A 7,626-nucleotide genomic window follows, 5' to 3' on the forward strand; every position below is an offset into this window, starting at 1 on the left:
GGGCAGTGAGTCACGCTGCCTGACGCGGACCAAACCGTCGAAGCCACCGACGGCGAGGAGCTGCAAGCTCAGTCCTTCAGGGCTGAGAAGCTGACTGCCCCCCGCGGTCGAGGGCGGCGACCTCGCGTACGGCCTCGGCGATGGCCGGGAAGTCCTTACGCAGGATCGCACCGTGGTTGCTGGCGACCTTCGCGCTGATTTTGATGTTCGGGTTGCGGGCGGTCACCGCATCGAGACTGGCGCGTATCCGTTCCTGCTCATCACCGCGGCTTCCGAAGGACGTCCCCGAAGCAACCACATACCGCGCCGGGACGGTGATGTTGTCCAGCACGGGGCCCAGCTCGCGCTCGCGGGAGATCCTGCCGACCTCGATGTTGCTGTCGGCCTGCTGTTCGGCGGTCATCCGCGGGGCCAGGCCCGTCGGGCGCAGCAGCGGCAGGAACCAGCCCATCCGCCGAAACAGCTTCCGGATCCGCTGCTCCATGGCCTCGTCGAGCCAGTCGTACGGTTGCGCGCCGTCAACCAGGACCGCGCCCAAGGCACGGTCCGGATTCCGGCTGGCCCAGTGCGCCGCTACGAACGCTCCGTAGGACCAGCCCACCAGCAGCGCCCGGTCCACACCCCTGGCCGCGAGAACGGCATCGACATCCCGGACGGCGGCCTCGAAGGAATAGTCCGCCGACCGCTTCGATTTGCCGCGAGCCCGCTCGTCGTAGGTGATGTGCCGCCACCCCGTCCCCAGTTCAGCGATGACCCGCCGCCAGTAGCCTTGAGTGGCGAACTGGCCATTGAGGTAGACCACAGGGATACCGGGGCCGCCGGTGTCGGTGACGGCCAGGGCCGTATCGTCAACCGGCACCATGCCGGTCCACTTCGAATTGGTCGAGGAAGTGCTGTTCTTCGTCATGTGTTCCACCTGGTCGCGTTAGGCGTCTTGTACGGCTTCTTCAGGCCCTGCACGTGGATCGCAGGCCCCTCGGGACGGACGGCCGCGTCGTCGGCGACGACCGACAGGATCTCGATCGCGGTGGGCCCGGCCGGATAGTCCTGGTTCTGCTCCTTTAGAGGCTGCGGGCGGTGATGTCGCCGTGGGAGGTGGTGGCGCGGATGTCGAGTTCGGCGGTGCCATCGTTCTTGAGGGCGTTGCTGATGCGGCCGTAGCCGGTGCCGGCGTCCAGGGCGGCCGAGACGCCGGCGGCGGCGGCGACCGAAATGTCGCCGGACTGGGTGCGGAGCACGAGCGTGCCGCGCACGGCCTCGGTGATCCGGATGTCGCCCCTTGCGGTGCTGATCTCCGCGGGGCCGTTGAGCCGGCCGACCTCGACGTCGCCGTCGATCGCAGTGAGGCGGACGCTCGCGGCCTCGTCGATCTTGATCTGGCGGTACGCGCCTTCGAATGCGACGTCGCCAAGGCGGCCGACGCCGCGGAGCTCGGAGCTGGCGGCCTTGGCCTCGATGCGGGAGCCGGCGGGCAGCTGGACGGTGACCTTCAGGGATCCGGAGGGGCCGAAGAGCTGGTTCTTGGGCTCGGGGGTGTGGATCCGCAGGACGCCGTCGGCGTAGGCGACGGTGGTCTGCTCGACGGTCTGGACGTCGCGGCTCTTGGAGGGGTTGGCGGGCAGGACCTCGACGGTGGTGTCGGCGCGGTCGGCGGCGATGAACTGGATGCGTCCGGCGGGGATGTCCAGGACGGCGGAGATCGGGGCGGGGGTGTCGAACTTCTGCATCGTGCTCTCCCGTGCTCGCTCGTTGTTTCTGACACCGGAAACGCTACGTTGCTTTCAAGAATCCGGCAACACATCTGTTGCGCATAATCGACATCTACGCAGGTAAAGACCGGGAAACTGTTGCAATGGTCTTGAGAGTAACGCAACGACAACTTCTCCGATCATTGCAATGGATGAGAAGTGAACGCTATAGTTGGGGGATCAGGGACCACCACGAAGGATCACCAAGGAGATCGCGATGCCGGGAGGCAGGCTCACCCAGCAGGAACGCCAGCAGATCGCGCTGGGACTGGCCGACAGCCTCCCCTACGCCGAGATCGCCCGACGCCTCGACCGTCCGACCTCGACGATCACGCGTGAGGTGATGCGCAACGGCGGCCCCACCACCTACCGCGCCGACCTGGCCCACCGCGCCACCGAACGCCGCACCCACCGGCGCAGGCCCGCCTCCTCCCGAGGGCCGGAGTCAGTCCCCCAGCCACACGGACGCGACGCCGAGGCCGTGGCCGAGTACGAGGAGACGTTCACCACCGTCCTCATGGCTTCGGGCCTGCCCAAGATGACGGCCCGGGTGCTGACCTGCCTGTTCACCACCGACGCGGGCAGCCTCACCGCGTCCCAACTCGCCCAGCGCCTCCAGGTCAGCCCGGCGTCCATCTCCAAAGCGATCGCCTTCCTGGAGAGCCAGAGCCTCGTCCGCCGAGAACGCGACGAACGCCGCCGCGACCGCTACGTCGTCGACGACGAACTCTTCTACCAGGCGACGATCGCCAGCGCCCGATCCAACGACCAGCTCGTCGAAACCGCACGCCAAGGCGTCGCCATCCTCGGCCCCCACACCCCCGCCGCCACCCGCCTGGAGAACATCGCCCGATTCCTCGACTTCATCAGCGAAAGCATCACCCGCGCCGCCGAACAGGCTCGCGAAGTCCTCCACACCAAACCCGAAACAACCTCAAACGACACCGCCCAACCAAGTCCAGACCACGGATAGACAGCCGTCTCGATAATCTCCGTCCAGAAAGTCGATGCGGGGTGTGGGCGCAGTACGGCCTGGCCGCCGCGCTGCGCCGCGCGGCGGAGTTGCTGGAGTCCCCGCCCGGCCAGTGACCGCAAGCGGCCCGGAGCGCCTTCCGGCGGGAAGGTGGACGACGGTGGGCACGGTCCTTCCCCTGCCGCAGATAACAGGGCCGCCTCGCGGATGTCCTGGCCGCCCAGGCCGCCGGGGCAGGCGTCCCGGTGGTCACCGCCCGCCCCTGGCTCGACGTGCTCGGACGGGTCATCGCCGCCCTCGGCATGCCCTCCCCGCTCGGACAGCGGTAGCACCATCCAAGGGATGCATCGGCGGATGGTCACCTGGGGAGCACCGCCGATCCCGACGCGCACCGCTGGATGAGCCGCATCGGATGTGTGATCAAATACGCCTCTGTGGATGATGTGGCGCTGGAGGCGCTTGCACAGCGGTTGGTAGAGATCCCCGGGGTGGTCGCGGTGGTGCTCGGCGGTAGTCGGGCCCGTGGCACGCACCGCCCGGATTCGGACATCGATCTGGGGCTGTACTACCGAGGTGATCTGGACGTGACGGCGCTACGAGCGCTGGCCGTGCAGGAGGCTGGCGAACGGGCCGAAATGACCGTGCCGGGTGGCTGGGGACCATGGGTCAACGGTGGCGGCTGGCTGACCATCGATGGCTGGCGAGTCGACTGGATCTACCGCGATCTGGACCGGGTCCACCGGGTCTGGGCCGACTGCCAGGAAGGCCGCTATGAAGTCGGAGTCCAGGCCGGACATCCGCTGGGTTTTTACTCCCACTCTTATGCCGGCGAGGTGGCACTGTGCCGGGTGCTGGCCGATCGCAGCGGGGAGTTTACCGACCTGCGGGAAAGCACCCATGCGTACCCTGCGGCGCTGAGCGCTGCGCTCGTGGACGGGCTGTGGGAGGCCGACTTCTCCGTGAGACTGGCGCGGTACGGGGCGGTCGGCATCGACCCCACTTATGCGGCCGGCTGCATGTTTCGCGCCATCGGCGTCGCCTGTCAGGCGTTGCACGGGCACGCAGGCCAGTGGCTGATCAACGAGAAGGGCATGGTGCCCTCGGCCGGCCGACTGCCCGTAGCCCCGCAGGGCTTCGCCGCACGGGCGCAGAGGCTGCTTGGCCATGTTGGCGAGTCAACGCAGCAGATCGAACAGACCGTGGCCGACGCGACCGCCTTGATAGGGGAGGTACAGACAGCCGTCGGTCACTGACCGCAGTCCGCGCTACGTCACCTTCTCGGACTGTCACCGGATGCCCATCGACGGGGACCAGGCACGCGTGGGCGGGACCGGTATCCAAGCCGTATACCCGGCTGGCTGGCAGTCGCTGCTTGACAGCTTAGGCGGATCGGATGTCTGCGACCGTCGGATGAGAAGTGGATCTGAGGGGCTGCGGCAACAGCTCCGGGCTCTGCTCATCGCGGCTCGCCGCCCCAACGTCCCCACTGGTCGACTACGCCAATGCCAGGCAACAATAATTAGTGAACACGCTACGCACTGGAACTCCGGCGATGAAGGTGGCGTACGCAAGCCCGGTCAACGCCTTCCAGGGGCACGGAGGCTGCGACATCCCTGAATGGAGTAACAAGTTCGTCGCGGGGCCGAGCGGCAACGGCGATTTCCACAGCGGAGACCCGGCGACGCAGTTCTGCGTTGTGGAAGGCTCGCCATGCTTAAGCCATGAATCGTTCCACCCGAACAAGAGCGGGACTTCAGAATATGCTGACGTCATGAGCACGCTGCTCAGGAACATGGGATACACAGGATCGTAAAAGTGCGACAGGACCCGAACAGCTCGCCGACACGCAGCCCGGCACGGTGGATCGCGTGGCTGTTCGGGGCCATGGCGTCGCTGATTGCATTGGCCGTGCTGCTCTGGGTGATCGGCGTCCACTGGTTCTTCTGGTCTGTGTCGTCCCACCTCGATGAAAACGAAAAGTGGGATCTGGCCAAAATACGACAGCAGGCGGTAGAGGTCGAAAGTCGCCTCCGTGCCGCTGCGGCGGACGGGAAGCTCGCCGACGCCGAAATCGATAAGGCCGCAGAGCGCCAGCCGTGGCATGTCAACCGGAGCCCCGAACAGATACAGATCGTCGTACGAATGATCAGCACCACGGCCATCGGCCCTCGATGCTTCACATACACACTCATCGAGCCCCTCGGCTCGGGCCGCGTGATACGCGATGACCGAGAACGTCTCACATGCTCCGAAGCCGTCTACCACCCCGAGTTCCGCAATTGATGTATCCCGAGTTCTGTGGAGTCAGGTTGGTTGGCTTTCACGGAACCCTTTTCATCCTTGGGCGACCCGGTGGTTCTGAAGGACGGCGATGGCTTTGCACAGGTGCCCAGCTTTGCCGGGGCTGCGGCGGAGCTTGTGCAGGATGCGCCAGCTCTTGAGCTGGGCGTTGGCTCGCTCGCCCGGGCCGCGCAGGCGGGCGTGTGGTCGGTTGACCCGCTTTTGTGGCTCCGGTTTGTTCTTGCCCTTGTACGGGGTGACGACTAATACTCCAGTGACATTTTGAGATCATGGTTGTGATCTGCGCTGGTAGTGGCATTGGCGAGCGATGGCTTGGTGTCGGCGACGCCATTTTGACCAGCGCAGGACCTCCTCGGCCGTTACAGCTCTGGGCGACCCGCCGGCGTGAGTACATGGGCGATCCGTTTGGTGACGGCGTCGATCTCGTCGACGGGAGCGATCTTTTCTGCCCAGCTCCACCAGAAATGCCACTGTCCCGCCTCCTGCGCTGCGTAGACGATCTCTGTCAGGCTCGTCACCTCCGGGTTGATCACTCGCATGGAGGCAACGTCTCTCCTGGGTGCCGAGCACACCCGGGCCTGGAAGCCCACGACCTGCAGTCGATTACGGAGTTCTTCGAGATGGTCGGCCGCGCTGACGGGAGCCGCCTCCTCTGCGGCCCGCTTGAGCTCTGCCCATACGACGCGGCCTTCCGTGTCGCCCTCGACACCCATGCCCGCGCTCAACGCGGCGACGATAGCCAGCCCGCGGCCGCCTTCGAGTGAGTTTGACTTTCACGGCGACTGACGATCCGCGGCCGGGGCGCCAGGATCGCCGCTGACCTGGGCATCTCCCGCTGGAGGGGGCGGGTCACGGGCCGAGGCGTTCGATGGTGAAGGTGGCGAGGTGGGCGATGAGAGCGGCCAGGCCGCTGGCCACCGCGATGCCGCCTCGGACTCCGAAAACATGATTGGGAAAATCGGTCAAAACGGCATAAAATACACGTCAAGCTGTGGCGAGGGGGCGCGGAGGGCATGATGCACAAGATTGTTCACGTCAGGCCGGTCGACGATGCCGTCGGGCACGAGGAGTCGGTCGACTGCCTGTGTGGTCCCACCGGCCAGGGCGTGCACGTCGCGGCGGCGGACCGGTCCGTCGGAATGATCTATCACCATCACGCGCTGCGTCCCTGCCATGAATGGGAAGCCTCCGCCGAAGCGTGAGGAGCCGGCCGGGCGGCCTCGTCCCCGGCCGGTAGGGCGACCATGGGGGGCGCGATCGCGCGCCCTGGTCAAAAGAAGCCCGCCACCTGAGATCCCGTGTCCCCGTGGAAGAGCCTGTTGCCTGAGGCCGCGCGTTTCGGCACAGGTCATCCGCGGCGGGACGCGACTTCGCTGAACCTTGGGGCTGCGCATGCCAGCAGCAGAGACCACTTCGGGGAAAGTGCCATCATGGGCATTTTCTTCAGGTCATACCGACCCTTGCTGAGATCCTCCACCGCGGCCGCCGCCGTCCGTCACGCGGGCGGAACGGCGATGAAACAGCGGCGGATCGACGAGCGGGCTCGGCAGGCCCACGGAATGCCCTCCCATCGGGCCTGACGGCCCAGTGATGGCCGGACGGCGGCTGATCGCCTGTCCCGCCGGCTCTTTCCGGTGAGATTCGGACCAACGGAACACGAGGACAACATGAGCCACCTGATCGCCATCGACTACCCGGACGTCGCCACCGCCACCACGGTGCGAGACCGGCTGCTGGAGATGCAGAAGGAAAAACTGATCACGCTGGAGGACGTGGCCGTCGTCGAGCGCAGGCAGGACGGCAAGATCAAACTCCATCAGATGACCAGCACCACGGGGATAGGCGCGGCCGGGGGCGCGCTCTGGGGCGGTCTCATCGGACTGCTGTTCTTCATGCCGCTGCTCGGCATGGCCCTGGGAGCGGGCGCCGGCGCCCTGGGCGGCGCCATGACCGACGTCGGCGTCGACGACAAGTTCATGAAGGACCTCGGTAGCAAGCTGGAGCCGGGCACGGCGGCCCTGTTCATGCTGGTCGTGAAGAGCACGCCCGACAAGGTCATCCCGCAGATCGCCCAGTACGGCGGGCGCATCATTCAGACCTCCCTGGGGACGGAGGAGGAGGCGCAGTTGCGCACGGCGGCCAAGGCGGCGATGGGTCGTCGGTGAACCGGCGATCGACGGCGACTGCGCAGAAGGGGTGGCGGGGGTCGCGTCCGCAGCCGGGGCAGGCGGTGCCGTCGGCGATGTCGGCGGCCAGTTTCCGCAGGACGTCGTCGAAGCGGCGTAGGTGTTCGTAGTCGCCGAAGGTCGGGTCGCCGGCGAACGTGGCGCAGTAGGCGGCGATGGCCTGCGGGGTGTACCGGGTCAGGGCGTCGGAGATCCTCGTCAGGAGCCGGGTGCGCAGCCAGGCCGGGGCGGCGCGGTAGTGGCCGGGCAGCCGGCCGAGTAGCTCGCCGGCCAGCCGGGCCCGCTCTTTCGGCGTCGGTTCTTCCGGGTTCACCGCAGGCGTCGTGGCGGCGCCTGGCGGGGTACGGTCCGCACGCTCGCCTACGGCGAGAAGGGGGAGGGCTTTTCTGTTCTTCTCGGGGTGCTGGTCTTCTTGCTT

The 7,626-nt window shown here is 66.8% G+C and carries 9 protein-coding genes and 1 pseudogene; 5 read left to right on the forward strand and 5 right to left on the reverse strand.

The genetic code is table 11. The features are described 5' to 3' along the window. Positions 1-76 precede the first annotated feature (76 nt). Positions 77-907, reverse strand: coding sequence for an alpha/beta fold hydrolase (locus tag ACIN94_RS32525; RefSeq protein WP_400714793.1), 831 nt, complete (start codon positions 905-907; stop codon positions 77-79). 154 nt (positions 908-1,061) lie between these two features. Further along, positions 1,062-1,727 carry a DUF4097 family beta strand repeat-containing protein gene (locus ACIN94_RS32530; RefSeq protein WP_400714796.1) on the reverse strand — a complete coding sequence of 222 codons (666 nt, stop codon included), beginning with the start codon at positions 1,725-1,727 and terminating at the stop codon, positions 1,062-1,064. A gap of 238 nt (positions 1,728-1,965) precedes the next feature. Between ACIN94_RS32530 and ACIN94_RS32535 the strand changes: the two genes are divergently transcribed. The 3 genes from ACIN94_RS32535 (at position 1,966) to ACIN94_RS32545 (ending at position 5,004) form a co-directional block, all read left to right on the forward strand. Continuing rightward, positions 1,966-2,721, forward strand: coding sequence for a helix-turn-helix domain-containing protein (locus tag ACIN94_RS32535; RefSeq protein ID WP_400714800.1), 756 nt, complete (start codon positions 1,966-1,968; stop codon positions 2,719-2,721). 416 nt (positions 2,722-3,137) lie between these two features. Continuing rightward, positions 3,138-3,974: a nucleotidyltransferase domain-containing protein gene (locus tag ACIN94_RS32540; RefSeq protein WP_400714803.1), complete on the forward strand. Its 837-nt coding sequence runs from the start codon at positions 3,138-3,140 to the stop codon at positions 3,972-3,974. Between the two features lie 562 nt (positions 3,975-4,536). Beyond that, positions 4,537-5,004, forward strand: a complete 468-nt coding sequence (locus tag ACIN94_RS32545; protein ID WP_400714806.1) for a hypothetical protein — start codon at positions 4,537-4,539, stop codon at positions 5,002-5,004. 51 nt (positions 5,005-5,055) lie between these two features. Here ACIN94_RS32545 and ACIN94_RS32550 read toward each other — a convergent pair. Further along, positions 5,056-5,265, reverse strand: a pseudogene (locus ACIN94_RS32550) (transposase family protein); the annotation flags it as partial. 116 nt (positions 5,266-5,381) lie between these two features. Further along, positions 5,382-5,747: a hypothetical protein gene (locus ACIN94_RS32555; RefSeq protein WP_400714809.1), complete on the reverse strand. Its 366-nt coding sequence runs from the start codon at positions 5,745-5,747 to the stop codon at positions 5,382-5,384. Between the two features lie 291 nt (positions 5,748-6,038). On the opposite strand from ACIN94_RS32555, the gene ACIN94_RS32560 reads away from it, so the two are divergent. Further along, positions 6,039-6,224 (forward strand): hypothetical protein, encoded by a 186-nt coding sequence (locus tag ACIN94_RS32560; RefSeq protein WP_400714812.1) that lies wholly within the window; start codon positions 6,039-6,041, stop codon positions 6,222-6,224. Between the two features lie 465 nt (positions 6,225-6,689). Next, entirely contained in the window at positions 6,690-7,187 is a 498-nt protein-coding gene (locus ACIN94_RS32565; protein WP_400714815.1) for a DUF1269 domain-containing protein, read from the forward strand. Here ACIN94_RS32565 and ACIN94_RS32570 read toward each other — a convergent pair. Then, a partial coding sequence (locus tag ACIN94_RS32570) for a hypothetical protein (RefSeq protein ID WP_400714818.1) occupies positions 7,111-7,626 on the reverse strand: 516 nt, incomplete at its 5' end. The genes ACIN94_RS32565 and ACIN94_RS32570 overlap by 77 nt on opposite strands.

Origin of the sequence: Streptosporangium sp. NPDC087985 (assembly GCF_044741965.1) — a bacterium.
Classification (GTDB): domain Bacteria; phylum Actinomycetota; class Actinomycetes; order Streptosporangiales; family Streptosporangiaceae; genus Streptosporangium.